Here is a 24,957-nt window from a genome sequence, read left to right on the forward strand (position 1 = left end):
CGCTGCCCCGCGTGACCATGATCTTGCATACGCCGTAGCCGGCGTCGCCGAACAGGGCCTGGATATCGTCATGGATATCGTTTTCAGCCGGCGTGCCGAGCCCGAGCGCGGCGCAATCATGCTGCAGGCGCCGCCAATGCTCGGACCAGGCCAACGCACGTCCGGCTTCGATTCTCAACGTACGAAAGATGCCGTCGCCATAGGCCAGGCCGCGATCGCCCACCGGCACCGCAGACATGGCGTGACCGTCGACGCGAACCCGTTCATCCATAGGCATGGCCGCTGCCATCGACAAAGCTGCGCAACACGCCGCGTGCCTTGATACGGGTTTCTTCAAGCTCCTTCTCGGCAATCGAATCGGCCACGATGCCGGCGCCGGTACGCAACGTCAGATCCTGGCCCTGCTGGGTGAGCGAACGGATCACGATATTGGTATCCAGCCGACCGCAGCGGCTTAGATAGCCGATACTGCCGGTATAGGCGCCACGCGGCTCGTTTTCGAGTTCGGCGATGATTTCCATGCAGCGCACCTTCGGGCAGCCGGTGATCGTGCCGCCCGGAAATACGGCCTTGAGCGTCGCGCCGGGGCCCACTGCCGGCGCCAGCGTACCGCGAATATTCGACACGATATGGTGGACGTGCGCATAGGATTCGATACACATGAGCTCGTCGACCTCGACCGTGCCGGGCCGGCAGACGCGGCCCAGGTCGTTGCGTTCGAGATCGATGAGCATGACGTGCTCGGCCCGTTCTTTCGGATGCCGGATGAGCTCTTCGGTCATGCCGGCATCGGTGCCGGCACTACGCATACGGGTACCGGCGATCGGCCGGGTCTGGGCGATACCCCGGTCGACGGATACCAGGCGCTCGGGCGACGAGCATACAAGCGCGGCGTTGCCCCAATGCACAAGCCCGGAAAACGGTGCCGGGTTCGCCGCGCGCAGAGCCGCGTACACGCGCGCCGGCGTAACGTCGTGCTGCAGGCGTCCATGCCAGGCCCGGGACAGATTGGCCTGGAACACGTCGCCGGCATGAATCAGTTCGCGCGCGCGCTCGACGTTGGCCATATAGATCGAGGGCGGCTGCTCCTGCCATGTTGCGGGCAGCGCCTGCGCCGAGAGCGCAGACCGCATGCCCTGCGCCAGATCGTCGCGCATGATGTCCAACGCGTCGACGTGGTCGGTCTCGGCTACGAGATACAGCGTCTGTTCTAGCCGGTCGTGTACGAACGCGGCGGGACAGCGTACCGCGAGCGCGTCCGGCAGTGCCGCGTCGGCCGTGCGCGCCATAGTCAGGCTCGGTTCGATACGGCCGGCCATTTCATAGCCCAGATAGAGGAACCAGCCGCCCACGAACGGCAGCCCCGGCACATGGCTGCGGCGCTGTTCGGCCGCGCGCTGATCCAGCGCGGCAAAGAAATCGGTGTGCGCGTCTTGCGCGGTGACGGTGAGCGTGTCGCCAGGAAAACCCAGCAGCATATCGAAGCGGCTCTGTGCCGCCGCGCCGGCGCTGCTTTCCAGAAGAAACGGATAGCGCTCGGGGGCCAACGCCGCCACGCGGGCAAGATCCGGCGTGCTGCCTAACGGTATTTCGACGATATGCACATCGCCGGAAATTGACTCGCGCACAGACGTGGGCGAACGCGGTCCGCGCGCCTCAGTCGAGGCGCTTGAAGATCAGCGAGCCGTTGGTGCCGCCAAAGCCGAAGGAATTCGACAGCGCTGCGTCGATGCGCATCGAACGCGCCTCATGCGGCACGTAATCGAGATTACAACCTTCGGCCGGGTTATCCAGGTTGATGGTCGGCGGTGCGACCTGGTCGCGAATCGCCAACAGCGTGAAGATCGCTTCGGCCGAACCCGCTGCACCGAGCATATGGCCGGTCATGGACTTGGTGGAGCTCACCGCCACGTTTTTTGCCGAATTGCCGAGAACCGCCTCGATCGACTGGCTTTCCGCCACGTCACCCACCGTGGTGGAGGTACCGTGTGCGTTGATGTACTGGAGCTCGTCCGGGTTGAGCTCGGCGTCTTTGAGGGCATTGCTCATGCACTGACGTGCGCCCCGGCCACTGGGCTGGGTGATGTGGTAGGCATCGCCGCTCATGCCGAAGCCGGCGACCTCGCCATAGATGTTCGCACCACGTTTTTTAGCTTGTTCGTACTCTTCGAGCATGAGCACGCCGGCACCGTCGGAAAGCACGAACCCGTCTCGATCCGCGTCCCACGGGCGACTGGCCGCCTGCGGGTCGTCGTTACGGCTGGACAGCGCGCGGGCCGCACAAAAACCGGCCAGACCGATCGGATTGACCGCCATTTCGCAGCCGCCGGCCAGCATCGCATCGGCATCGCCCGCGGCGATCAGGCGTGCGGCCAGACCGATATTGTGTACGCCCGTTGTACAGGCGGACACGGCAGCGATATTCGGCCCGTGCAGGTTCAACTGAATCGATACCTGGCCTGCGGCCATGTTGGCGATACTGCTGGGGATAAAGAACGGCGACACCTTCTTGGCGCTGTAATCGGCTTCGTGAAAGCCGACACAGGTCTTCAGAATAGTGCCGATGCCGCCGATACCCGACCCCACGGCAACGCCTACGCGGTCGTTGTATTCATCGTCGAGCTCCAGGCCGCTATCGTTGAACGCCTGTACCGAAGCCGCGACGCCATAGTGCACGAACGGATCGTAGCGCTTGGCCTCCTTCTTCGACATATAGTCGGCGACATCGAAATCGCGGATAGGGCCGCCGAAACGCGTCGGGTAGTCCGACACATCGAAGCTGTCGATGGTCGAGATACCGCTGCGACCGTCGAGTATCGCGGCCCAACTCGAGGCGACATCCAGGCCGACCGGGGAAATCAATCCCAGACCGGTGACTACTACGCGACGCTGTCTCAACACAGCCCCCTAGTTACTCGTGACGCCGCATCCTGCGGCGGATTCATTCGCTACGACCGGCCGCATACTGACGTACGGTCGTGCACATTACAGGCGTTTAGCCTTCGGCGTGCGACTTGATGTAGTCGACCGCATCCTTGACGTTAACGATCTTCTCGGCTTCTTCGTCGGGAATATCGATTTCGAACTCTTCCTCGAGGGCCATGACCAGCTCGACCGTATCCAACGAGTCTGCGCCCAGATCGTCGACGAACGACGCTTCCGACGTGACCTGGTCTTCGCTGACCGAAAGCTGTTCGGCAATGATCTTCTGTACTCGTTCTTCAACGCTACTCATCGGATTCTCTCCTGATTGACTATGGTTTACGCGTCTAGCACGCGGTGCATTCGCCCTCGCGAACCGCGCGCCATTCTAGGGAAAAAGGGTAGGCCTCGCCAGATTTTCGCAAGACCGGTCGGTGCTTGCTTACGCCCCCATGTACAAACCGCCGTTGACGCTGAGCGTCTCGCCGGTGATATAAGCTGCGGAATCGGACACCAGGAAGGCCACGCTGGCGGCGATATCGTCTACCTGCCCCAGGCGCTGCAACGGAATTTGCGCGAGCATCGCGTCACGGGTTTTGTCGTCGAGTTCGCGGGTCATGTCCGTTTCGATAAAGCCGGGTGCAATGGCGTTCACGGTAATCTGACGCGAACCGACCTCGCGCGCAAGCGAGCGGGTAAAACCCAGCAGGCCGGCCTTGGCGGCGCTGTAGTTGGTCTGACCAGCGTTGCCCATCAGACCGACCACCGACGCCACGTTCACAATCCGACCGCTGCGCGCCTTCATCATGCCCCGCAGAGCGGCCTTGGTGACCCGGAACACGCCCGACAGATCGGCGTCGATCACGCCCTGCCAGTCGGACTCCTTCATGCGCATCAGCAGCGTATCGCGCGTGATCGCAGCATTGTTGACGACAATGGTCGGCGCGCCGAACGTCTGGCTGACTTCCTTGAGCAGCGCGGTGACCTCGGTATCGTCGGTCACGTCCAGGCGTCGCCCCGCCCCGGGCGTCGTGGCCGCACCCAACCGCTCGTCGATGCGCTGTGCCCCGTCATCGGTGGTTGCGGTACCCACGACGACGGCGCCGTCGGCGGCCAGGCGATCGGCAATCGCGGCGCCGATACCGCGGGATGCGCCTGTTACCAGCGCGATCCGGCCATCCAGATTGGCGTTGCTCATGTCTCTCCCACTCGCGCTTATGCTGCGCTGACTATTATTCTTCGGTCGTATTCAGCGCTTCGCGCAGGCTGTCGGCATCCGACAGCGGCAGCGAGGTCGCGCTTTTATCGATACGTTTATTCAGGCCGGTCAACACCTTGCCCGGCCCGCATTCCAGGAACAGCTGACAGTTCGCCGCGCGCATGGCGCGAATCGTATCGGCCCAGAGCACTGACTGGGCGAGCTGGCGAACCAACGCCTTGCGAATGCCATCCACGTCTTCACGCGGCTGTGCATCGACGTTGTGCAGAACCGTAAGCTTCGGTTGCCGCAGCGGTATTTCCAACAGATGCGACTGCAGCCGCTCCGCCGCCGGCTGCATCAGCGCGCAATGGGAGGGCACGCTCACGGCAAGCGGCTTGACCAGCTTGGCGCCCTTTTCCTTGGCTAGACGACCAGCCGTTGCGACCGCCTCGGCGTGCCCGGCAATCACGACCTGAAGCGGCGCATTGAAGTTGGCGGCCGATACCACCAGCGCCTCTTCGGCATGGGCCTGCTCGGCGGCCGAACAGGCCTCGCGCACGGCGTCGTCGTCCAGGCCAATGATGGCGGCCATGGCGCCCTCGCCCGGGGCCACGGCATTCTGCATTGCCTTGCCCCGCATCTGGGTCAGACGCAGCGCGTCGCCGAAATCCAAGGCGTCGGCCGCGACCAGGGCCGTGTATTCACCCAGACTATGCCCGGCGAGAAACTCCGGCGTGCGCCCATTGCGCTGCTGCCACACCCGCCAGACCGCCACCCCGGCGGTCACCAGCGCAGGCTGGGTGAACTCGGTCTGGTCGAGTTTGTCCGCCGGGCCGTTGTGTATGAGATCAGCCATGTCATAGCCGAGCGCATCGCTGGCTTCGGCATAGGTCTCGGCAACGACAGGGTAGCGTTCGGCCAACGCTGCGAGCATACCGACCGACTGAGCCCCTTGCCCGGGAAAGATCATCCCCAAACGCGACATATAAAAGGTCGTGATCAAACGATGGCGGCATCATACCCACCCGAAAACGGCTTGGCCACGTGAAAAGCCCGTTTGCTAGAATCCAGCGTTTGCAAAGCGTCAAGTACGCGGAGGCTGTCTTGGTCCACGCCGAACTCACTGTGGCTGCGGTTGTGTGTGTCGATCACCGCTATCTGGTGGTCGAGGAATTCGCTCATGGGCGGCGTGTGATCAATCAGCCCGCCGGTCACGTCGAGCCCGGCGAAACGCTCCACGAGGCCGTGATTCGCGAAACCTTCGAGGAAACCGCCTGGCGTTTCACCCCTACCGGACTGGTGGGCATGTACCACTGGCCGCACGCGGACGGCCGCACCACCCTACGGTTCGCCTTCTGCGGCGAGGTGGATGGCCACGCGCCCGATCAGGCTCTCGACGAGGGTATTATCTCGGCGCACTGGCTCAGCGTCGAACAGCTGCAGGCCCGCGACGATCTGCGCAGTCCCCTGGTACTCCAGGCAATTGCCGACTTCAACGACTTCGAACCGCTGGCGCTTGAGCGCGTGCGCCATATCAAGGGTCGCTGAGATGGGCGAAGCATTCTGGCAGCGCCACCCGCAGGACACGCGCGTGATCGTCGGGCTGTCCGGCGGGGTGGATTCATCCGTTACCGCGCTGCGCCTGGTCGAAGCCGGCTATCAGGTCGAAGGCCTGTTCATGTTCAACTGGAGCGAGGACGAGGCCGGCCGCTGCCAGGCTGCCGACGACTACGACGACGCGGCGGCGGTATGCGATGTGCTGGATATCCCGCTGCACCGGGCCGACTTTTCGCGCGAGTACAAGGCCCGGGTGTTTCGCTACTTTCTTGACAGCTATGCGGCGGGACGCACGCCCAATCCGGATGTGCTGTGCAACCGTGAAATCAAGTTCGACGCCTTTCTGCACCACGCCGAACGTCTGGGCGCGGATGCGATCGCGACCGGTCACTATGCACGACTGGTCCACGATGGCGCCGGCACCCGGCTGCTGCGCGGCGCGGACCCGGGCAAGGATCAGTCTTATTTCCTGGCCGCCGTACCGATGGCCGCGCTCGAACGCACCCTGTTTCCGCTGGGCGAAACCTATAAGACCGACGTACGCGCGATCGCGCGCAAGGCCGGCCTGCCTATTCACGACAAACCCGACAGCACCGGCGTTTGCTTCATTGGTGAGCGCGATTTCGAAGGTTTTCTACGTCAGTATCTGTCCGGTCGAGCCGGCCCGGTACGCGTGTCAGGCGGGCCCCTCGATGGTCAGACCATCGGCGAGCACGCCGGCCTGATCTACTACACCATCGGCCAGCGCCGCGGGCTGGGTCTGGGCGGCGTCCAGGGCGCATCCCAGGCGCCCTGGTACGTCGCCGCCAAGGATCTGAGTACGGACACGCTCTGGGTGACCCAGGACCACGATCATCCCGAGCTGGCACAAACGTCTCTGACCACCGCCGTACCGCATTGGCTGATTGATGACCCGCAGTTGCCGCGCCGCTGTGCGGCTCAGGTACGCTATCGTCAGCGCGCGATCGACTGCCGTATCGAAGCCGGCCCGGGCGGCGGCCTTCACGTACAGTTCGATCGGCCGCCGCGGGCGATCGCGCCCGGCCAATACGCGGTTTTCTATGCGGGTGACCACTGTCTCGGCAGCGCCGAGATCGTGTCAGCCGGCCATTCCGAACTCGAGATTCCTGCCAGCGCATGAGCGATCAATCCACGCACAGTCTTCGCGACCAGGCCCTGTCCCTGGCCGGCGTTGCCCAGTTCGCCCTATATGCGCACGAACTCGCCGCAGACGGCCGCGACACGCCTCAGCGCCTGGAGATCGCCAAGCACGCAATCTTCTGCACCGACCCGAATAGCGTGATCGAAGTCTATGGCGACCTGCCGAGCGTGGGCGACGGCATCGCCTATCTCAAACGCCAGCTCGCGGGTGAAAAACCGGACCAGAAATCGGCGCTGATCGCGCGCTATATCGGCCAGCTGCTGCGTCTATCCGGCGCCTTGATCAAGGACGACGCCGCGCTCAAGCGCCTGCGCGGCGCCATCGACCGGGCACGCCTGGCCGAGCCGGCCGAGGTGCCCGTAATCCTCGATGACGCATACCGCGACAGCATCAGCCCGGCCAAGCCGCGCATCATGCTGCACGGCCACCCGAGCTATCTGCAGAACGAAGCCATCCAGGCCCGGGCACGTACCCAGCTGATGGCCGCGGTGCGCTGCGCGATCATGTGGCGCCAATGCGGCGGCGGTTTCATTTCCCTGTTTTTCCGGCGCAAGGCGCTGCTTAAATCGCTGGAAAACATCGGCCCGCGGGCACCGGTGCGCTAGGCCGCCCGCCAGCCACCCACGTCCCCACGGCCTGCCGCGGCGCTTTGGCATGCAGCCGGGGCCATGAAAAAGCTATACTACGGCACGCTTTTAAGTGTCCGGACCCAAACCGGACCGAAGAACCACCGAGTGTCTTTGGAGAACCAAACCTATGACGGACAGTTTCAATACACGTGCGCAGTTCACTGCCGGTGATCGCAGCTTCGACTATTTCAGCCTGCCGAAACTGCAGGAGCAGTTCCCGGGCATAGCGAAGCTGCCCTACGCGCAGAAGATCCTGCTCGAGAACCTGCTCCGCCATGAGGACGGTTCCAACGTCGACGCAGACGATATCAAGGCACTGGCCAACTGGGATGCCAAGGCCGAGCCCGATACAGAAATCGCCTTTACCCCGGCGCGCGTGGTCCTGCAGGACTTCACCGGCGTGCCGGCCGTGGTCGACCTGGCCGCCATGCGCGACGCCATGGCCAATCTCGGCGGCAGCCCGGACAAGATCAACCCGCTGTCGCCGGCCGAACTCGTGATCGATCACTCCGTGATGGTCGACGAATACGGCACCGACAAGGCCTTCGATCTGAACGCCAAGCTCGAATTCAACCGCAACAAGGAGCGCTATGCGTTCCTGCGCTGGGGTCAGGGCGCGTTCGACAACTTCAAGGTCGTGCCGCCGGATACCGGCATCGTCCATCAGGTGAACCTGGAATACCTGGCCCGCGTGGTCTTCGGTAACGAAGACACCAACATGGCCTATCCGGATACGCTGGTCGGCACCGACAGCCACACCACCATGATCAACGGCGTGGGCGTGCTCGGCTGGGGCGTGGGCGGTATCGAGGCCGAAGCCGCCATGCTCGGCCAGCCGATCACCATGCTCATTCCGCAGGTGGTGGGCTTCAAGCTCACCGGCAAGCTCGCCGAAGGCTGCACCGCTACCGACCTCGTGCTCACGGTCACCGAAATGCTGCGCGCCAAGGGCGTGGTCGGCAAGTTCGTGGAATTCTTCGGCGACGGCCTGGCCGATCTGCCGCTGGCCGATCGTGCGACGATTGCCAACATGGCCCCGGAATACGGCGCGACCTGCGGCATTTTCCCCGTCGACGGCGAAACCATTCGCTACATGGAACTCACCGGCCGCCCGGCCGAACAGCTGGAGCTGGTCGAAGCCTATGCCAAGGCCCAGGGCCTGTGGCGGGAAGAAGGCGAACCCGACGCCGACTATACCGACGTGCTCGAACTCGACATGTCCACGGTGCAGCCGTCGCTGGCCGGCCCGAAACGCCCGCAGGACCGCGTGCTGCTGGCCGACATGCAGAAGACCTACCGCCGCGAAGTCGAGCCTTTCATCAAGGCCCGCGCGGAAAAAGCCGATCCCGAAGACAAGAGCATGGCCGAGGCCAAGCAGCAAAGCGAAGCGGGTCTGGCCTCGGATTCGGTCGAGGGTTCGATCCATGCTCCGGTCAACTACAAGGAGCAGGACTTCGATCTGCACGACGGTTCGGTCGTCATTGCGGCCATTACCTCCTGCACCAACACCTCGAACCCGGCGGTGATGATCGGCGCCGGCCTGCTGGCGCGTAATGCGATCCAGAAGGGCCTGCAGGTCAAGCCCTGGGTGAAGACCTCGCTGGCGCCCGGCTCCAAGGTGGTGACCGAGTATCTGGAGAAAGCCGGCCTCGACGACGATCTCGACGGCCTCGGCTTCCAGCTCGTGGGCTACGGCTGCACCACCTGCATCGGCAACTCCGGCCCGCTGCCGGAACCGATCGGCAACGCCGTGCGCGAGAACAGCCTGAACGTGGCGTCCGTGCTTTCCGGCAACCGCAACTTCGAAGGTCGTGTCCACGGCGATGTGCGCATGAACTTCCTGGCCAGCCCGCCGCTGGTGGTGGCCTATGCGTTGGCCGGCACCATCGATATCGACATGAACAACGACCCGATCGGCCAGGACGCCGACGGCAACGACGTGTTCCTGCGCGATATCTGGCCGTCGCAGAAGGAAATCTACGACACCATCGGCACCTCGCTGAACTCCGAGATGTTCAAGGACAGCTACGGCGACGTGTTCGCCGGCGACTCCCGCTGGAAGGGCCTCGATGTGCCCGAGGGCGAAATCTTCGAATGGGACGAAACCAGCACCTACGTGCAGAACCCGCCCTACTTCGAAGGCATGTCGGTCGACGTGGACGACATCCCGACCATCCATGGCGCGCGTTGTCTGGCGCTGCTGGGCGATTCGATCACCACCGACCACATCTCGCCGGCCGGTGCGATCACCAAGGATTCGCCCGCGGGCCAGTATCTGCAGGAAAAAGGCGTCTCGCCCTCGGACTTCAACAGCTACGGCTCGCGCCGCGGCAACCATGAAGTGATGATGCGCGGCACCTTCGCCAACGTACGACTGCGCAACCTGCTCGCGCCCGGTACCGAAGGCGGCTGGACCCGTCATCAGCCCTCGGGCGACGAGATGTTCATCTACGACGCCGCCATGAAGTACGCCGAGGACAAGACGCCGCTGGTGGTGCTCGCCGGCAAGGAATACGGCACCGGCTCGTCGCGTGACTGGGCTGCCAAGGGCACCCTGCTGCTCGGCGTCAAGACCGTGATCGCCCAGTCCTTCGAACGTATCCATCGTTCGAACCTGGTCGGCATGGGCGTGTTGCCGCTGCAGTTCAAGGAAGGCGAAAACGCCGAATCCCTGGGTCTCGACGGCACCGAAACCTTCGATATCGAAGGCCTCGAGTCCGGCGCGTCCGAAGTCACCGTGAAGGCGACCAAGGAAAGCGGTGATACCAGCGAGTTCACCGCCAAGGTGCGTATCGATACGCCCAAGGAATGGGATTACTACCAGAACGGCGGCATCCTGCACTACGTGCTGCGCCAGCTCGCCAAGGCGGCATAAGCACTGCCGACAATCGACCTTCGCGGTTGTAAAAAAGCCCCGCTTCGGCGGGGCTTTTTTTTGCTTGCCATATCGACCGGATCGAGTAAGCGGCAAGCCGACCCAGAGCGGTTATGCCTGGAAGCGCTCCGCGCCGGATTGCGTCGCGTCCACGACAACGACCGGATCGAAACCGACCCGGTGTCGCCGCTGGCCGACTACTTGACGTTCTTTTGCGCGTCGTTGAACAGGGGGGACGGTGCTAGCGGGCGCATCTCGGAACGCAGCGAACCCAGGCGCGCTACTTCGCGCTCAACCTCTCGTACATAGCGCCAGACCTCGCGTGCGGTCTTGTCCGCGCGGATATCGAAGGCAATGCCCAGGTAGCACAGGCCTTCGTCCTCGTTCACGTAGCGATGACTGATCTGCCCTCGTACCTCGAACGTTTCGCCGTTGGGAAACAGGGCCTGGATACGGTAGCCGTCGACGCCGACCTCGATACCTTCCTGCGCATCCGCCGGCAGACTGACCAGACAGCCGCCGGCAGAAAGATCGCGCAGCGTGGCCTGCCATTCCCGGCTCTTTCCATTCGACAACAGCACCGCAACCGACATGCTGTTGCTCAGTGCTGCTCGGAACTGGCCGCGTCGCTTGAGCAGGGCCACGCTATCCGGAAGCGAGGCAGAAACACTCAGGCGGGCGCCGCTTTGCGACACGCCAAGACAATGCATGCGGCTGCTCTGCAATGCAGCAGAGTGCTGGCGCGCATGCAGAATAAAGCTCTCTCGCGCCTTGAGCAGCTGTTCGATATCAGCCGTGCTGGTCATATCCACCACACAGCGCCCAAGGCTACGATCCACGGAAATCACGCTCACCGGATACTGGATCATCGCCCCATCGAAGCGAATGGTCACCTCGTGGGTATTCCAGGTGAGTTCGATGAACGCGTCCGCCACCGCCTGGGGACTGTCGATTTCCGCATAGCGGGGCCTGTTCGTCATGAATCGCTGTTCCTGGGTTGCGGGGCCGTGCCCTGGCCGGACTATCGGCGACAAGCCGGCATACTTGAGCCGGATTCGCCGCCTCAGCTAGCGGCCGCGGCCGGCGCAAACTGCCATGGTATCGCTTTGATTCGCCTGTGCGACAGTTGATTTGCCGACGCACAGCCGTCGCCGACGGTCACCGGCAACATCATTTGCGTATCTGCCACGATCTTTTCAAAAAGACGCACTTATGACGATTCAAAGTTAACCGTATTTTAGCGACTATCGATATTTCAACGCGATAGCGGCAGCGTCGGACAAAAATATTTGCCGCTAGACGTATCATTTCGAGCACGAACGGTTACACTGCACCTGCAGCAAGGCTGCATACAATCAGTTCCGATTAAGTAAGAGAAAATTATGGCCAAAGGCACCGTTAAGTGGTTCAGTTCCGAAAAGGGCTACGGCTTCATCGCCCCTGAAGATGGCAGCAAGGACCTTTTCGTACACCACTCCGAGATCAAGAACGGCGGCGGTTTTGCCACCCTCGAAGACGGCCAGGCGGTCGAATTCGAAATCGGTGAAGGCAAAAAAGGACCGTGCGCCAACAAGGTCGTCGCGGTCTAAAAATACGGCAGGCTGTGCGGATCGATTTACCTTTGCTCGATATGTCGACGACATATCGCAGTTGAAGGCAAACTGACCCAGCACAGCGCCGGATCGGCCCTTCGGGGCCGAAACCGTCATATCGGATAGTCGTCACGTCGATACCGGATTACCGGATTTGCGTGGAGGCTGTCCGATTTGTCGTTTGGGGCTATCTGTACTAGTTTCCCGGCAATGAACTGCCCCGATCGAAGCTGATCCACCCACGACCGATCGATTGCCTATGTCGATGACCATTTGGGTCGATGCCGATGCCTGCCCGACAGTAATCAAGGACATACTGTTCCGCGCAAGCCGGCGCACGGGAGTTCAGCTGGTGCTGGTCGCGAACCAGCCCGTACACGTGCCGCGTTCGCCGAACATCTCCTTCATACAAGTCGGCGCCGGTTTCGATGTCGCCGATAACGAAATCGTTCGGCAGGTTTCGCCGGGGGATCTCGTGGTCACCGCCGACATCCCGCTTGCTGCCGAAGTGATCGATAAGAAGGCCAACGCCCTCAACCCGCGCGGCGAGCTTTATACCCGCGACAACATTCGTGCACGCTTGAGCGTTCGCGACTTCATGGAAGGCCTTCGCGGCGCCGGGGTCAACACGGGCGGGCCGCCGCCGCTGAACCCGAACGACCGCCACGCGTTCGCCAAGCAGCTCGATCGCCTGCTCTCGCGCGAGCGCAAACGCTACTAGAACGACGCGTATGGCTCAGCCGCCTTGCTCGTGCGCGTCCAGATCGAACTCGGCTTGGGCCAGTAACGCGAACTCCTCTTCGGCGGTCTGTGCGACCAGATGGTGCCGGCTGAACACGAAGAAGTACGCCGCGCCGAGCACGAATAGCACGATCGTATAGCCGAAAGCCCGCGGATCGAAGGCATAGACCCCGCTGAGCGCAATCAACGACAGCAGCAATGCAATCCCCGAGGTCACCATGCCACCCGGCGTACGGTAAGGACGCTCGAGATCCGGCTGCTTGAGGCGCAATAGTATATGGCTAAGCGCCATGAGGGCGTACGACAGCGTCGCGCCCACCACCGCCATGCCGAGGATCAGATCACCCGCGCCGCTCAAAGAGACGATGAAGCCGAGCACGCCCGGCACCACGAGCGCCCAGGTCGGCGCCTTGCGACGGCTGGTCAGCGACATGAACTTGGGCAGATAGCCCGCGCGCGAGAGCGCAAAGACAAGCCGGCTATAGCCGTAGATGATCGAAAAGAACGACGCGATCAGCCCGGCCAGACCCAGCACGTTGACCACGGTAGCCAGCGTCTGACTGTCTGTATCCTTGAGCGCGGTCACCAGCGGCACACCGCTATCGCCGATCGCTTTCGCGCCGGCCGCGCCAGCGAGCAGAACCACCACCAGCACGGCCGTACCCAGCAGAAAGATCATGGCCCCAATAATGCCCTTGGGCACGTCGCGTGCCGGGTTCTTGGCTTCCTCGGCCGCCAGCGGCACGCCTTCAACGGCTAGAAACAGCCACATTCCGAACGGCAACGCGGCCCAGATACCGTAGAACCCAAACGGCAGGAACGTGGATGCGCCCAGCGCGCCCGTTGGCTCGATATCGAACAGGTTGGCGATTTCGAAATCCCCAATCAACGCGACGGCGGTCGCCAGGATGGCAAACACCGCCAAGCCGCTGATCACCATCATCACCTTCAGCGCTTCGCCGACCCCGGCCAGATGGATGCCGATGAACAGGGCATAAAAAACGGCATAGACGACCGGCCCGTTGACGCCGATCAACTCTTCGACGGCCGCGCCAATGAATATCACGATCGCGGCTGGCGCCAGCGCGTACTCGATGAGTACCGCCAGACCGGTGAGATAGCCGCCGGCTGGCCCCATGGCCTGGCGCGCGAAGCTATAGCCGCCGCCGGCAGCCGGAATCGCGGCCGACATCTCGGCGAGCGCGAGCACCAGCGTAAAATACATGATCGCCATCAATATCGCGGCGATGGCGAATCCACCCCAGCCGGCCTCTGCAATGCCGAAGTTCCAGCCCGCGAAGTCTCCGGAAATGACGTAGGAGACCCCCAGACCGGCCAACAACAGCCAGCCGGCCGTACCGCGTTTGAGCTGGCGCTTGGCCAGATAATCGTCGTCGACTGTCGAACCCGCCATCACGCCACCCCCGGAATGAGAAAAATCAGTAAGTCAGGAAATTGCCTGTATCGTCCTTGTCGTGATCGATGACATCGTCTTCGCTGCGATCCTTGAGCTTCACGCCGGAAAGCTCGAGCCGCCGCGCCTCATTCAGCAGATAACGCGCGCGCGCTGCAGCGGCATCGATCTTCAGCCCCTCGGGACGCACGTTGGAAATACAGTTGCGCTGGGCATCGGAGATACCGCGCTTGGGCGCCCAGGTCAGATACAAGCCCAGACTGTCCGGCGAACTCAGCCCGGGACGCTCGCCGATCAATACCAGCACCGCGCGGGCGTTGAGCGCTTCGCCCACTTCGTCGCCGATGGCGACCCGGCCCTGCTCGACCACGGTCAGCGGCGCACACCGCCAGTCGTTTTCATCGGCCTCGAGTTCACGGGTGAGCGCAGCGACGAAATTCACGGCATGGGCCTCGATCGCACGCGCCGACAGGCCATCGACGATCACCAACGCGAGGTCGAAGGGTGACTCATCGGCATCGGCCGTCTCGTCGAGGCTTGTTCGCGAGTCCTCGTCCAGCCGCCGGCCCAGATCCGGACGTTGCAGATACTCGGTGCGATCGCTGGCCTGGCTGTGTAGCCGAAGCGGCGCGTCGATATCGAGCGTATCGGTGACCTGCTCGCTAAGCGCGGCTACATCCAGCGGCCAATGAACGGCGTCCTTCGCCTGCGCATGGGCGAGCTGGAATTCGAGCATGCGCTGGGTCGGCAGGCTGATGCCGGCACGCCCGAGGCCGATACGCGCATCGGTGAATGCACGTAGCCCCTGCCAGGGGTTGTCGACCACGCCGATGTTGTCGCCTGCGGCGGCTGGCGTGTCGGCCGGTGTCGACGGCTTGCGATCGCTCATGAGCCGGTCTCGGGCAGCCGCTCCAGCGAGCGCGCGAATGCCTGCGGCAAGCGCTCGGACAGGCGCTGCGAATCGCCGTCGCGCACGATCTCCATGTGCTCGAGCCAGGCCTCGAACTCGGGCGCGGGCTTGAGCCCGAGCGCACGGCGTACATAGAGCGCATCGTGAAACGAGGTGGTTTGGTAATTGAGCATGATGTCGTCGGAGCCCGGAATACCCATCACGAAATTACAGCCGGCCACGCCCAGCAGCGTAAGCAGGTTGTCCATATCGTTCTGGTCGGCTTCGGCATGGTTGGTGTAGCACACGTCGCAGCCCATCGGCACACCCAGCAGCTTGCCGCAGAAATGATCTTCCAGGCCCGCGCGGGTGATTTCCTTGCCGTCGAACAGATATTCCGGGCCGATGAAGCCAACCACGGTGTTAACCAGCAACGGCTTGAACTCGCGCGCTACCGCATAGGCGCGGGCCTCGCAGGTCTGCTGGTCCAGGCCGTGGTGGGCATCCGCCGACAGCGAACTGCCCTGCCCGGTTTCGAAATACATGACGTTATCGCCCACGCTGCCGCGCTTGAGCGATAACGCGGCGTCGCGGGCTTCGGCGAGTTCGGCCAGGCCGAACCCGAATCCGCGATTGGTCGCTTCGGTGCCGCCGATCGACTGGAACACCAGATCCACCGGCGCGCCCTGCTCGATCGCTTCCAGCGTGTTCGTGACATGGGTGAGCACGCAGGACTGGGTGGGGATTTCGTATTTGCGGATCACCGCGTCGAGCATATGCAACAGCTTGACCGACTGGGCGACGTTATCCGTGGCCGGGTTGATACCGATCACGGCATCGCCGTTGCCATAGAGCAGCCCATCGAAAATACTCGCCGCGATGCCGGTCAGATCGTCGGTGGGGTGATTCGGCTGCAGACGCGTCGACAAATGGCCCGCCAGGCCGATGGTATTGCGAAACGCACTGCGCACCCGGCACTTGCGCGCCACCAGGATCAAGTCCTGATTGCGCATGATCTTGCATACCGCCGCCGCCATTTCCGGGGTGATACCGGGCCGTAAGCCTTCGAGCACTTCGGGCGTGGCATCGTCGCTGAGCAGCCAGTTACGAAAATCGCCGACGGTGAAGCTCGAAATCGTTTCGAACGCCTGGCGATCGTGGCGATCGACAATCAGGCGGGTGATTTCATCTTCCTCGTAGGGTACCAACAGGTCTTCGAGGAAGGTCGCCAAGGGCAGTTCGGCCAACGCCATCTGGGCGACGACGCGTTGTTCGGCCGATTCGGCGATGACGCCCGCCAGACGATCCCCCGATCGCGCCGGCGTGGCCTTGGCCATGAGCTCGGCCAGGCTGTCGAAGCGATAGCTTCGTTCGCCCAGGGTATAGCGATAGCGGCCACTCATCTCGCTTGCACCTCCGTCGTCACGTAAGCGACGTCATGCGGTTGCCGACTGCGCACAGCAGGTAGTAGCCCGTACGGGGCGCGGGCGCTCGATCTGAATATGACACAGGCCATGGCCCATGCACAGCAAGATGTGTTCCAGGTTCGAGGGAAACTCTGCACGACCCGTCACGGTCGCGCCGCGTGCTTTGCGCGCGATTGATCGGCGTCAGCGTTCGCGACCGTGCAACTTGGCTATTGGCTTGAGCACGCCACGCTCTCACTTGCCTGTCCAATCGCGCGCAAAGCACCGGCCGCTCAGCGGTTCGGCCTCGAACGCGATACGCGAGAGGGTATACAGAGCTCCCTCAAGCGAACATCGCCTTTAATCAACGCACCGTAATCGCGCGGCGACTGCGGGACGGCGACCGTCTGTCGTCAGTGGCGGCTACGACCGGCGCCGGCGCTTTGCATCTGCTCGCTGGCCTGCTCGCGCAGGCTGCCGACTTCCTTGAGCGTACGGACCACGGCATCGATACGTGCCTGCGGCCACTGGCGCACGTAATCCGGTACGGCACCACCACTGGCTTTCATATCACGGTCGACCGCGAGCGCATCGGGCAAATGCTGTTCGAAGCGTTCGATATCGGGCAGTACCTGTGCCAGCTCCTCTCGGGGCAGTGCGATGCCGCCGATATCGATATGGGTGGGGGTCGTCGAGTTCATGGTGTGTGCCCTCGGGTGGCCGCAGCTGCGAACCACCCTGCGGCCTATGTCGAACGTTTCAAGCGGGCGGGCGCCTCAGTCGCTTTTCGGCTTGGCCCGGCGCTTGCCGGGTTTGGCCTTGCCTGCCTTGGCTTTGGCCTTGCCCGGCTTCTTCGGCCCGGGTTTGGGCTTTGGTTTGCGTCGCCCGGCGGGCGGTGGCGGCGGCGCGCCGTGCTCACGACTGATCGCTAGCTGACGACCGGCCACCCAAACAGTCTTGAGATGGGCGAAGATGTCTTCGGGCATGCCCTTGGGCAAATCGACGAGACTGAAATCGTCGCGGATATCGATCCGGCCGATATGCGCGCTGTCGACGCCCGCCTCGTTGGCGATCGCGCCCACGATATTGCGCGGCTCGACGCCATGGCTACGGCCGACCTCGATACGAAACGTTTCCAGGTCGCCCTCGCCGAAGGACTGCTGGCGGGCCGCACCCTTGTTCGCGCTCTTGGGCGTTTGTGCGCCCATGTCGCGCGGGCTTGCACCGCGATCGGCCTTGCTGCTCGGCGCCAGCATCAGCGGCTCGTCGCCCTGGGCCAGGTAGGCAAGCGCTGCGGCCAGTTCTTCGGGCTCGACGTTGTGTTCGGCGCGATACTCTTCGAGCAGTTCGCGAAACGGCTTGAGCTTGCCTTCGGCCAGCGTGACCGAAATGCGCTGCTTGAAACGGGCTACGCGCTGCTCGTTGACCTCGGCGATGCTCGGCAGATCCATCGGCTCGATGGCCTGACGGGTGGCGCGTTCGATCGCCTTGAACAGATGCTTTTCGCGCATGGTCACGAACAGGATCGCATCGCCCTCGCGACCGGCCCGCCCGGTGCGTCCGATACGATGCACATAGGCCTCGGTATCGTGGGGGATATCGAAATTGATCACGTGGCTGATGCGTTCCACGTCGAGCCCGCGCGCGGCCACGTCTGTGGCCACAATGATATCGAGCTGTCCGTTCTTGAGCTTGGCTACCGTACGCTCGCGCTGATTCTGGGCGATATCGCCGTTGAGCGCGGCACAGGCATAGCCACGGGCCGACAGGCGCTCGGCGAGTTCGTCGGTCGATTTCTTGGTGCGTGCGAACACGATCATCGCATCGAAAGGCTCGGCTTCGAGCAACCGCGTGAGCGCATCGAGCTTGCTCGTGCCGCCGCCGACGATCCAGTAGCGCTGGCGGATATTGACCGCCGTGGTGGTCTTCGTCTGGATGGTGATTTCCTGCGGCTCGCGCAGGTGGGTCTTGGCGATACGGCGGATCGCGCTCGGCATGGTGGCCGAAAACAGTGCGACCTGACGTTGCGCCGGCGTGTGCTCGAAGATCCATTCCACGTCTTCGATGAAGCCCATGCGCAGCATCTCGTCAGCTTCGTCGAGCACCATCCAGTCGAGCCCGTCGAGCTTGAGCGTGCCGCGCTTGAGATGATCCATCACCCGGCCCGGCGTGCCCACGACCACGTTTACGCCGCGCTTGAGCGCCGCCAGCTGCGGGCCATAGCCCTGTCCGCCGTAGATAGGCAGCACGTGGAAGCCCGGCATATGCGCGGCATAACGCTGAAACGCTTCCGCGACCTGGATCGTGAGTTCGCGCGTGGGTGTAAGCACCAGCGCCTGTGGTCCCTTGCCACCTTTGCCACGCTCCGGCAGGCCGGAAAGAATGGGCAGCGCAAAGGCTGCCGTCTTGCCGGTGCCCGTCTGGGCCTGGCCCAGCACGTCCTTGCCTTCGAGCAAGGGCGGAATGGTCGCGGCCTGGATCGGCGACGGCGTTTCGTAGCCGACATCGGCCAGCGCCGCCATCACGGCATCGGATAAAGCCAGATCGCTGAAGGCGATCTGCGGGGATTCATTTTCGGTAGGGACGGACATGCATAGCCTGAAGGCACGGGCGCGGACGCGCGCCCGAAGAAACACTGCGCCAGAACGGCGCGGGCAACTATTCTACCCGTTATTCACCGTCGTCGGTCCCTGTTTTTCGGTTGCCGCGTCATCGACGATCGCCGCAATCGAATCGGCGGTGAGCGCTGACAGCGTCCAGCCCAGGTGGCCGTGCCCGGTGTTGTAGAACACGTTCGGTGCGCGCCCGGCCCCGACCCGCGGCATCATGTTCGGCATCATCGGGCGCAGCCCGGCCCAGGGCACCACCTGACGGGTCTTGACGTCGGGAAAGCACTGCTTCACCCACTCGACCAGTGGCGCAATACGGTCGGCGCGAATATCGCGGTTGAATCCGTTGAACTCGGCGGTGCCGGCCACACGAAAGCGGTCGTCGCCCAGACGCGCACAAACGAGCTTGGTTTCGTCATCGAGCAGGCTCACCTCGGGCGCGCCCTGTTTCGATGCCTCGTCTTCCAGATTCACGGTAATCGAATAACCCTTCACCGGATAAACGTTGACCCGGTCGCCCAGCTGCGAGGCGATCTCGCGGCTGCCGGTGCCGGCACAGACCACCACCCCGTCGAAATCGAGCGTCACCCGGTCCTCGGGCGTGTCGTTGTCACAGGCCGCTATCGTCACCCTGCGACCGTCGGTCTTGACGCTTTCTACGGTGTTGTTGTAGCGAAACTGCACGCCCTGCGCCTGCGCGGCCCGGGCCAGCCCCTGGGTGAACTTGTGGATATCGCCGCTGGAATCGCTTTCCGTGAAGAAGCCGCCGTAATACTCGCCGGCCAGCGCGGGCTCGATTGCACGCATCTCGTCGGGTGTGACCGGCTGCCGCTCGAGCCCGCCTGCGGCCAGCAGCTTCGAGACTTTCTCGGCGTGCCGATAGCCGGCCCGATTACGATAGATATGCAGGATGCCTTTTCGCTTGACGTCGAAATCGATGTTTTCACGCTCCGCCCAGGAGAATAGAAACTCACGCGCCTCGATCGCCATTCGTGCGGTTTCGGTGGTATTGCGCCCGTACTGTGGAATGGCGCCAATGAATTCCAGAAACCATGAGAGCTTGTGCCAGGAAGGTTTCGGGTTGACCAACAAGGGTGCGTCGCTGCGAAACATCCATTTCATGCCCTTGAAGACCATTGGCCAGTGATTCCAGACCTCGGCGTTCGAGGCCGACAGCTGGCCGCCGTTGGCGAACGAGGTTTCCATCGCCGCATAGCGATTGCGGTCAAAAAGGGTCACGGTATAGCCGCGGCGGACCAGAGCGTAGGCCGTGGTGACCCCGGTGATTCCGCCGCCGATGATTGCTATATGTTTCATATGCCTTTATCCGGTGGTGTCGTGCGTGGATGCCCTGCACTCGTGCAGGTGCCGCCCCTTCCGTCACTTGGACCTGAGAGATTCACCCACGGCGTTGTCACCGTGTGCTTGCTCCTTCGGTGCACGCCGGCCCAGCGGCCGCGCGACTCTTCGGATATGGCCGCGATAACGGTCCTTGGTGCCTGAGAGTTTCCGGGGCGGTTGCTCCTTCGGCGCCGGCGCCGTGCGCCGATCTCTCCCGCTATCGCGTTGATGTTCTAGACCTGTCGGTTGGCTTTTGGCCTGGACATGACGTCGCCCGCGACGATGTTCAAGATCGGGCGTGCTTACTTGGCAAGATACCACGAGCAATCCCCATGCCAACACTCCCCGAACGCCACCGCGCAAGGCATCGCGCCGCGCTCGGTACCGAGTGACGATGCGCCATACAGGATATATCCATCCGTACGCACGACCCTGGCCTGTCTGGTGTCCGTGACGGCGCCGGGCCAGGCACGACCAGCGCCGGGCATCGACTGGAAAACGCCGGCAAGCCTCATCTCGTCGTTAAAGGGTCAGGGCGTCGTAGCCGTCGGCACGTATCTTCTTAGGCAGCTGCCCGTCTTTCATTTTCCATGGCTTCGCAGGCGTTGGACGCGGCGCGGCTGGTTTCACGTATGCCTGTTATCAGCCGGACGATTACGAACAGGCCGAAGCGCCATTGGGGCCGTACGAAGTATCGGCATCAACCGACAACGCGATTACGCCCTTCGGCCTTGGCCTGGTACAGACGACGATCGGCTTTGGAGAAAAGCGTTCTGAAATCCATGCCGTCGCGCCCGAGTTCGGCGATACCGATGCTTACCGACATCGGAATATCCTTACCGCGGTAGCGGAACGGCCGGTCGCGAACGAGATCGCGCAGGTCGACGGCGATCCGGCGCGCATGTTCCAGATCCACATCGGACAAGAGAATCCCGAACTCCTCGCCGCCCAGCCGGCCGGCGACGTCGGTCTGGCGAATGCGCGAGGCCAGCAGTTCAGCAACGAAGCACAGCGCCATGTCGCCGGCATCGTGACCATAGTCGTCGTTCACGCGTTTGAAATGATCGAGATCGACGACCAGCATCGCGAGCGGAATTTTCTGGCGCAGATAGCGCTGGCGTTCGCGCGCGAAGACTTCGCGAAAACGCGACCGGTTGGCGAGCCCCGTCAGCGGGTCGGCAAGCGCGAGCGCACGCAGTTCGTGCTCGGTCTTTTCCCGGCTGGCTTCGTAGATATACGAAAAGCCGAGAATGGAGCCCGTGCAAAGCACCACGTTGACGACACTCAGATACCCGATCCAGCCGCCCCAGATACCGTGCTTGTACACAAAGATCGCGCCCGCACAGCCTATGAACAGTAGTGCTACCCACAACCCCTGCCATCGTCCCAACAGAAGATGCGACAGCAAAGGCACGAGAAAGACCCATATGAACACGGTAACGCCGGTTGCCCCTGTCCATAACGACAGCATCATGACGATAAAGAACGGGACCACGAACAGAACGTTGGTGACGGGTGCCCGCTCTGTTTCATGCACCACATAAAGCAGGAGCGCGGCGTACGCGACCAGGCACAGTTCGGCCACCGCAAGCCAGCGGTAGCCGAGGTAGAAATGAAGGCCGGCATAGCCGAGCACGGCCGAGCAGGTAAACCACAGCAGCGCGGTGAATACGGTGCGCTGGTAGGGGCGTACCTCTGCGGGCCGATCGCGTTTGAGAAAAAGGTTTTTCATTGGCGGTGCTGCGGCAGCCGAATGTACCCGCACGCCGCAACCGCGAAAACCACCCCCATTTAGACCCCGTCTCTCATGTCTTGTCGTGGAGGGATCGCCCGCGCCGCACCTGCCAGGCTGTACGCAAGACGCCGCACCTTATCCCTCGCACTGATTTTTTTACGACGCATCCGGACCGCCTCAGCGTTCTCGTTATAAATCGAAAACCAGGCTATGTCGATGACCCAGGCCGGGCGCCGAGCCTCCCCCAAGCCGGAGCATATCCGCAATGCGCACCGCAGTATCAAAGGGCGCGCGGCGCGACCCGGCGAAAACCCCGCGTTTTCCGACACCTGCCTGTTGTAGCGCCCGTGACCCCTGGCGATTGAAGGTATGCGCATCGCGCATCCTGCGCTGTGTCGGTGTTGTTGCCTTCGCGCACTGATAACATTCGTGCCACGCTCTTACGCATCGTGTAACTTTGGCAGCTCTAGCCCGCGCCATCGACTACAAAGGACGACGCGAACCCATGATTACCGCTGATGAAGCACTGGAACGTTTGAAGCTCGGTAACCGCCAGTTCGTCGATAACATCGAGACTGCCGAAACCTTGAGCAAGCATGCCCGCCCGGCTGAACTGGTTGCCGAACAAAAACCGCTCGCGATAATCCTGGGGTGTTCCGATGCACGCGTGCCTGCGGAAATCGTGTTCAACCAGGGCCTGGGCGATCTGTTCGTGATTCGCGTGGCGGGTAACGTCGTTGCGCCGTCCCAGATTGGTAGCATCGAATTCGCGGCCGCGCAGTTCGGCACCCCGCTGGTCGTTGTGCTCGGGCACACGCAATGCGGTGCGGTCACGGCCACGCTCGACGAACTCCAGCAGCCGAACGAAAACCAGTCGCGCAACCTGCGTTCGATCGTGGATCGCGTGCGCCCGTCCGTGGAAAAACTGCTCAAGGGGGATCTCGCCGGAGATCGCCATGCGCTCATCCACGCGGCCGTACGCGCCAACGTCGCCCGCTCGGTCAAACGCCTGCGGCACGGTTCGGACATCCTGGAGCAGCTGCTAACGCAAGGTCAGCTCAAGATCGTCGGCGCCGAATACGCGATCGAAACCGGCAAGGTGACGTTCCTCGACGACGTGGTCGACGGATAGCCCGGTATCGCCCGGCCCCGGGCGATAGTAAAACGCCCGGGGCCTCGATCACGCGTTCATGCCCATTTGCGGCTTTCGCCGCGGTGGCGCATCAGCTCAGCTGATCGAGCGCGGCGACGAAGCGCGCGGCGCAGGCGTTTACGTCGTAGAGTTTGTCCAGACCGAACAGGCCGACACGAAACGACCGGAAATCGTCGCCCTCGCCGCACATAAGCGGCACGCCCGCAGCGATTTGTACGCCGGCTTCGACGAAGCGCTTGCCGGATTGGATATCCGCGTCTTGCGTATAGCTCACCACCACACCCGAAGCCTGGAAGCCGGGTGCGGCGACACTGGCGAAACCACGGGCTTCGAGTGCTTCGCGTATCTTGCCGCCCAGCTCGAGCTGGCGTTCACGGGCGTGCTCGAAACCCAGCGTACGGGTTTCGCCCATCATCGCCAGCAGCCGGGTCAAACCGTCGGTGGGCATGGTGGCATGATAGGCATGTCCACCGTCTTCGTAGGTTTCCATGATCTGCAGCCACTTGCGCAGATCGCAGGCATAGCTGCTGCTCGTGGTGGCCTCGATACGCTGGCGCGCGCGTTCGCTGAGCATCACCATCGCGCAGCACGGCGAGGCACTCCAGCCTTTTTGCGGCGCGCTGATGAGCACATCGATACCGCAGGCCTGCATATCCACCCAGTGCGTGCCCGATGCAATACAGTCGAGCACGAAAAGACCGTCGACGGCATGTACCGCCGCGGCCACCGCGCTTAGATAGTCGTCGGGCAGCAGCATGCCGGCGGACGTCTCCACATGGGGTGCGAACACCACTGCAGGACGCTCTGTCTCGATGCGTTCTACCACCTCGGCGACAGGTGCCGGCACAAACGGCGCCTGGGCCCCTTCGTGCTGTCGCCGTGCACACAGCACGGTGGTCGAAGCCGGGATGTCGCCCATGTCCATGATCTGTGTCCAGCGATAGCTGAACCAGCCGTTGCGGATGACCAGGCAATGCGCATCGCCGGCGAACTGGCGGGCCACGGCTTCCATGCCAAAGGTGCCGCTACCCGGCACGATGACCGCCGAGTGGGCGTTGTAGACCTGCTTGAGCACGCCCGAAACCTCGGTCAGCACATGCTTGAAGCGCGCCGACATATGATTGAGCGCGCGGTCGGTATAGACCACCGAATATTCCAACAAGCCATTGGGATCCACGGCTGTTTCTGCCTGCGTCATGGCGCATATCCTGTTGTTGTTTCGGCCTTGAGCCCGCTACTTTGGCATAAAACCGCCCCCGACAAGCAGGCGCTTGAAACCGGAACGCTTAGGGGGCTTATGCTGTGGTCCATGCGAAACGGATACTGGTCATGAACCTGCTGGCCCACCTGCTGCTTGCGGAACGCAGCGATACGTCGTTCGCCGGCCAGATTCTCGGCGACGAGATCAAGGGTCGCCTGGACGATCGTTTCCTGCCCGGCGTACGCCATGGCATTCGCCTGCACCGCGCGATCGACGGCCACAGCGACGCCCACGACGGGCACCGACGCCTGCGTAATCGCTTCCGACCACCGCAGCGGCGTTATGCCGGTATTCTCGTTGATATCGGCCTCGACTACGCCCTGGCGCGGCACTGGGGCGATTTCCATCCGGACTCACTCGAGAGCTTTGCCCGCCGGGCACAGCAGCGCGTCATGGCGGAGTGGCCCTCCAACGCGCCCTTCAACCGGATGCGCCTGCGCGGACTAGGTGTGATCTTTCAGTAGGTTGTT

The 24,957-nt window shown here is 62.9% G+C and carries 23 protein-coding genes and 2 riboswitches; of the genes, 8 read left to right on the forward strand and 15 right to left on the reverse strand.

The annotated features are described in order from the left end of the window. From C84B14_RS17310 to fabD, 6 genes are all read right to left on the reverse strand, one after another. A partial coding sequence (locus C84B14_RS17310) for an aminotransferase class IV (protein ID WP_353225959.1) occupies nt 1-238 on the reverse strand: 238 nt, incomplete at its 3' end. Between the two features lie 25 nt (nt 239-263). After that, entirely contained in the window at nt 264-1,628 is a 1,365-nt protein-coding gene (locus C84B14_RS17315; RefSeq protein WP_353225960.1) for an aminodeoxychorismate synthase component I, read from the reverse strand. Nucleotides 1,629-1,656: 28 nt separating this feature from the next. Further along, entirely contained in the window at nt 1,657-2,898 is a 1,242-nt protein-coding gene (gene fabF / locus C84B14_RS17320) for a beta-ketoacyl-ACP synthase II (RefSeq protein ID WP_353225962.1), read from the reverse strand. 97 nt (nt 2,899-2,995) lie between these two features. Next, on the reverse strand, nt 2,996-3,235 hold the full coding sequence (gene acpP / locus C84B14_RS17325; protein ID WP_006912784.1) for an acyl carrier protein: 240 nt from the start codon (nt 3,233-3,235) through the stop codon (nt 2,996-2,998). Nucleotides 3,236-3,364: 129 nt separating this feature from the next. Continuing rightward, nucleotides 3,365-4,120, reverse strand: a complete 756-nt coding sequence (fabG, locus tag C84B14_RS17330; protein ID WP_353225964.1) for a 3-oxoacyl-ACP reductase FabG — start codon at nt 4,118-4,120, stop codon at nt 3,365-3,367. Nucleotides 4,121-4,154: 34 nt separating this feature from the next. Next, nucleotides 4,155-5,108, reverse strand: a complete 954-nt coding sequence (gene fabD / locus C84B14_RS17335; protein ID WP_353225966.1) for an ACP S-malonyltransferase — start codon at nt 5,106-5,108, stop codon at nt 4,155-4,157. Between the two features lie 140 nt (nt 5,109-5,248). Here fabD and C84B14_RS17340 point away from each other — a divergent pair, with 140 nt between their 5' ends. The 4 genes from C84B14_RS17340 to acnA all read left to right on the forward strand — a co-directional run bounded on the left by C84B14_RS17340 (nt 5,249) and on the right by acnA (nt 10,346). Then, nucleotides 5,249-5,671, forward strand: coding sequence for an NUDIX domain-containing protein (locus tag C84B14_RS17340; protein ID WP_353225968.1), 423 nt, complete (start codon nt 5,249-5,251; stop codon nt 5,669-5,671). Between the two features lies 1 nt (nt 5,672). Continuing rightward, nucleotides 5,673-6,821 carry a tRNA 2-thiouridine(34) synthase MnmA gene (gene mnmA, locus C84B14_RS17345; RefSeq protein ID WP_353225970.1) on the forward strand — a complete coding sequence of 383 codons (1,149 nt, stop codon included), beginning with the start codon at nt 5,673-5,675 and terminating at the stop codon, nt 6,819-6,821. Continuing rightward, entirely contained in the window at nt 6,818-7,447 is a 630-nt protein-coding gene (locus C84B14_RS17350; RefSeq protein ID WP_348765292.1) for a DUF489 family protein, read from the forward strand. Before mnmA ends, C84B14_RS17350 begins: the two co-directional genes overlap by 4 nt. Nucleotides 7,448-7,598: 151 nt before the next feature. Continuing rightward, a complete protein-coding gene (gene acnA / locus C84B14_RS17355; RefSeq protein WP_353225972.1) occupies nt 7,599-10,346 on the forward strand; it encodes an aconitate hydratase AcnA in 2,748 nt (915 codons plus the stop codon). 197 nt (nt 10,347-10,543) lie between these two features. Here acnA and C84B14_RS17360 read toward each other — a convergent pair whose 3' ends face one another. Continuing rightward, nucleotides 10,544-11,326, reverse strand: coding sequence for a flagellar brake protein (locus C84B14_RS17360; protein ID WP_353225973.1), 783 nt, complete (start codon nt 11,324-11,326; stop codon nt 10,544-10,546). 402 nt (nt 11,327-11,728) lie between these two features. Between C84B14_RS17360 and C84B14_RS17365 the strand changes: the two genes are divergently transcribed. Both C84B14_RS17365 and C84B14_RS17370 read left to right on the forward strand, forming a co-directional pair. Next, a complete protein-coding gene (locus C84B14_RS17365) occupies nt 11,729-11,935 on the forward strand; it encodes a cold-shock protein (protein ID WP_348765300.1) in 207 nt (68 codons plus the stop codon). 268 nt (nt 11,936-12,203) lie between these two features. Continuing rightward, on the forward strand, nt 12,204-12,659 hold the full coding sequence (locus C84B14_RS17370; protein WP_353225989.1) for a YaiI/YqxD family protein: 456 nt from the start codon (nt 12,204-12,206) through the stop codon (nt 12,657-12,659). Between the two features lie 15 nt (nt 12,660-12,674). Here C84B14_RS17370 and eat read toward each other — a convergent pair whose 3' ends face one another. The 7 genes from eat to C84B14_RS17405 form a co-directional block, all read right to left on the reverse strand. Beyond that, a complete protein-coding gene (gene eat / locus C84B14_RS17375; RefSeq protein ID WP_353225975.1) occupies nt 12,675-14,093 on the reverse strand; it encodes an ethanolamine permease in 1,419 nt (472 codons plus the stop codon). Nucleotides 14,094-14,118: 25 nt separating this feature from the next. Beyond that, on the reverse strand, nt 14,119-14,982 hold the full coding sequence (gene eutC, locus C84B14_RS17380) for an ethanolamine ammonia-lyase subunit EutC (RefSeq protein ID WP_353225977.1): 864 nt from the start codon (nt 14,980-14,982) through the stop codon (nt 14,119-14,121). Then, nucleotides 14,979-16,385 carry an ethanolamine ammonia-lyase subunit EutB gene (locus C84B14_RS17385; protein WP_353225979.1) on the reverse strand — a complete coding sequence of 469 codons (1,407 nt, stop codon included), beginning with the start codon at nt 16,383-16,385 and terminating at the stop codon, nt 14,979-14,981. Before C84B14_RS17385 ends, eutC begins: the two co-directional genes overlap by 4 nt. Nucleotides 16,386-16,801: 416 nt before the next feature. Continuing rightward, complete coding sequence (locus C84B14_RS17390) at nt 16,802-17,089, reverse strand: hypothetical protein (protein ID WP_348765304.1); 288 nt, start codon at nt 17,087-17,089, stop codon at nt 16,802-16,804. Between the two features lie 75 nt (nt 17,090-17,164). Beyond that, on the reverse strand, nt 17,165-18,979 hold the full coding sequence (locus tag C84B14_RS17395; RefSeq protein ID WP_353225981.1) for a DEAD/DEAH box helicase: 1,815 nt from the start codon (nt 18,977-18,979) through the stop codon (nt 17,165-17,167). Nucleotides 18,980-19,051: 72 nt separating this feature from the next. Then, nucleotides 19,052-20,314: a D-amino acid dehydrogenase gene (locus C84B14_RS17400; RefSeq protein WP_353225983.1), complete on the reverse strand. Its 1,263-nt coding sequence runs from the start codon at nt 20,312-20,314 to the stop codon at nt 19,052-19,054. Between the two features lie 54 nt (nt 20,315-20,368). Continuing rightward, nucleotides 20,369-20,473, reverse strand: a riboswitch (glycine riboswitch). Continuing rightward, a riboswitch (glycine riboswitch) is annotated at nt 20,474-20,565 on the reverse strand. It lies immediately after the preceding riboswitch. A gap of 473 nt (nt 20,566-21,038) precedes the next feature. After that, nucleotides 21,039-22,070, reverse strand: coding sequence for a GGDEF domain-containing protein (locus C84B14_RS17405; RefSeq protein ID WP_348765307.1), 1,032 nt, complete (start codon nt 22,068-22,070; stop codon nt 21,039-21,041). A gap of 508 nt (nt 22,071-22,578) precedes the next feature. Between C84B14_RS17405 and C84B14_RS17410 the strand changes: the two genes are divergently transcribed. Beyond that, nucleotides 22,579-23,205, forward strand: coding sequence for a carbonic anhydrase (locus C84B14_RS17410; protein ID WP_348765308.1), 627 nt, complete (start codon nt 22,579-22,581; stop codon nt 23,203-23,205). 91 nt (nt 23,206-23,296) lie between these two features. Here the strand turns inward: C84B14_RS17410 and C84B14_RS17415 are convergent, their stop codons facing one another. Further along, nucleotides 23,297-24,424, reverse strand: a complete 1,128-nt coding sequence (locus C84B14_RS17415; protein WP_353225986.1) for an aminotransferase class V-fold PLP-dependent enzyme — start codon at nt 24,422-24,424, stop codon at nt 23,297-23,299. A gap of 131 nt (nt 24,425-24,555) precedes the next feature. On the opposite strand from C84B14_RS17415, the gene C84B14_RS17420 reads away from it, so the two are divergent. Beyond that, complete coding sequence (locus C84B14_RS17420) at nt 24,556-24,951, forward strand: ACP phosphodiesterase (RefSeq protein WP_353225987.1); 396 nt, start codon at nt 24,556-24,558, stop codon at nt 24,949-24,951. The last annotated feature ends 6 nt before the right edge of the window (nt 24,952-24,957 follow it).

This window comes from Salinisphaera sp. C84B14 (assembly GCF_040361435.1).
In the GTDB taxonomy this organism is placed as follows: domain Bacteria; phylum Pseudomonadota; class Gammaproteobacteria; order Nevskiales; family Salinisphaeraceae; genus Salinisphaera.